The organism is Bradyrhizobium sp. 197, assembly GCF_023073375.1.
Lineage (GTDB): Bacteria > Pseudomonadota > Alphaproteobacteria > Rhizobiales > Xanthobacteraceae > Bradyrhizobium.
Genome location: NZ_JADPJJ010000003.1, coordinates 1 through 2,408, shown reverse-complemented (window position 1 = coordinate 2,408; position 2,408 = coordinate 1). Strand labels below are relative to the sequence as shown.

Genomic DNA, 2,408 nt, shown 5'->3' with positions numbered 1-2,408 from the left:
CGAGAACTTCTTCGGCAAGCTCAAGGAATTCAAGCGCATCGCAATGCGCGCCGACAAGACCGACCAGAGCTTCACTTCAATGATCTATCTGGCCGCGGCCGCGATAAACTCCAGATGAATCCCAACAGACCCTAGTTTGGAAATCACAGTGGCCTGACTTGATTGCAGTGCATTCCTGTTTGTCCAACTTGCATGAGAAGCGATCATTTTGTCCTCCTGCATAGGAGTGTCTTCCAGCGCCGCAAATTACTGAACTACTCGGGCCTAGATGCACCGTTTTCCGACGTCTCCCCGATCAATGTTTTGTCCTATGCCGCCGAGTCTCGATCAGCGTAATAGCGCCGGCCGCCACCACGGCAATACTAACGACGGCTGCAAGCGTCTCGACGGATGCCAGGGTCCCGGACCATTTGTCCCAAAGCTCAATCATATGCTTGCCTCTCGCGAGAGCGCACCCACGATCGATAAAATCCACTCTCTAAAAAGACGAAACTTTACGACCAGAAAAACAATGCTACCCATCGTCGCGCGCTTTTTGACCGCGCGGCAAGGTGACTTATGCGGAACCGATAAGCAGGCCGCTTGGACGCCCGTATATCGCGTGCGCTCCGGATCGCGGCGACGCCACTGGATCGCAGAGGACTTCCGCCCGTCGTCGGTCAGCTGCGCCAGGTAGCGGACATAAACGGCGAACGCGAGCTATCTGTCAGCCGCGGCACCGGGATGTCGGCTTGTGGCCCACCGCGGAAGTGGCGGCGCACCTCACTGAGGTCCGCTTAGCGAGGCATGGCAGACAAGATTTGCTCAGGTTGAGTTCTTCGCATTTTGACCCATTGCCGACTTGAGCGACACGCCGGCCTGATTTGCAGGGATCGAGTTCCGTTCCCTAAGGTTTGGGCTATCGTCATAACCTTAGCTAAACCAAGCTTGGCAGCGAGAGCTTTACCAATAGCCTCTACCTAAGGTCGCGGCTAGGATTACGGAGGTTTGCGTGGGTTGGAAGCTTTTTGCATTATTCGCTGTCGTGCTCGCGTGTTATGGCATCGCCGATGCAGGGACTTTCGGCGCGACGCAGGTTGTCGACCTTGCAATTGAGGTGCTTTCGGCCTGCGGTCTTGTGCTAATGGCGTTCAAAATTGATTTCCTTCCCGGGACTTTTTGGCGCGGGTTCGCTGGCGCATATTTTGCGTATTATGCTATTTGGTTTGCCGAGAAGGCTTTTATCACCCACGGCGGCCCCGCTTCCGTCATCATCGAAAATGCGCTCACATACGCTGTATTTCATACAGCCGTCGGCTACGGGCTTTGGCTGAATGGTTCGACGCATGAGCAGCACGGCCCCGTGCGTCAGATCACTGGCTAAGATACACGGCAAAGACGCACTGCATTATGACGATCGACAAGCTGCTATGTCTTTGGCATCGCACTGTTGATGTCCGGATTTGGCCCTGAGCAGACCCATGTTGGGGGCTGTCGCGGCTAGGCCGGTGCAACGAAAAATTAGGACACTTCGCTCTGATATAGATGCGATGTGCTCAATCAGAGGATGAGCGTTATGTGGTTGCTTGTGGCGTTCATGGTTTTGGTCGTTAGCGGGCTAAACTTCATCATCGAAAGGTCGCCCATGACGAAACTGATGAAAGCGGCCACTCGCTTGACGGTCCTCGCCGCAGCGCTGGCGACCACCTTCTATTTGGTCGCCTAGCCGAAGAGCGCTTGAACCTATGTCATGTCGGATAGCATCATGTTGGTCTGGTTGTGGCCCATGACTGACGCGCGGGGCGCACGCAATCATAAGTCGACGGTATCCTTATCGGCTTTGAGAAGACATGATTAGAGTATGGATCGCTAGGTTGTTCGCGCTCGCCGTCGGCATTGAGGTGTGCGCAGCTTCAGCGCAAGCGCAAGGCTCGGATTGTACCCCTCGGTGTCGTGCAGAATACCCGTTCTCATCGTGCGAAAAGCCAGGTGTTGGAGCGAAGCTTGTCTCGGGACGGATCACCCGCGTATTTCGCGACTGTCCAGCGCCGGGCTTAATCTTGAAGATGGAACTTGACCAGTCGGAAGCAAACAAGTTGTCCAGCGTGGTCGAAATTGATCTCGGGCCTTGCGTGGTGTTCTGGGGGAAAGTTGGTGATCAGGCTCGGATAGCCATTGTGGACTCTCGTCCGGGCATAAAGCGCTACAAGAACTCTTGCGAACGATGATGACCGCTGTTGGCCCATCGCTTCCATTGACGCGGCGTCGGTGCATGTCCGCTCAAGAGGGCAGACCGGAAGTTTGCAGCCGGGCGCCAGTTCGGCGGCTTGTGACCCGTTTCGGACGTGCGCCTATCGGGGCCGTTTCGTTCGCAGTCGAGGCAGCAACGTCATTCCGGAAGGCCTGCTTTGCGAAGACCCTTGGCGAAC

The 2,408-nt window shown here is 55.7% G+C and carries 2 protein-coding genes; both read left to right on the top strand.

What is annotated here, in order from left to right; all coding sequences use genetic code 11:
• Nucleotides 1-991 precede the first annotated feature (991 nt).
• Nucleotides 992-1,363 carry a hypothetical protein gene (locus tag IVB27_RS00855; protein ID WP_247440647.1) on the top strand — a complete coding sequence of 124 codons (372 nt, stop codon included), beginning with the start codon at nt 992-994 and terminating at the stop codon, nt 1,361-1,363.
• Between the two features lie 192 nt (nt 1,364-1,555).
• Nucleotides 1,556-1,705, top strand: coding sequence for a hypothetical protein (locus IVB27_RS00850; protein WP_247440645.1), 150 nt, complete (start codon nt 1,556-1,558; stop codon nt 1,703-1,705).
• Nucleotides 1,706-2,408 lie beyond the last annotated feature (703 nt).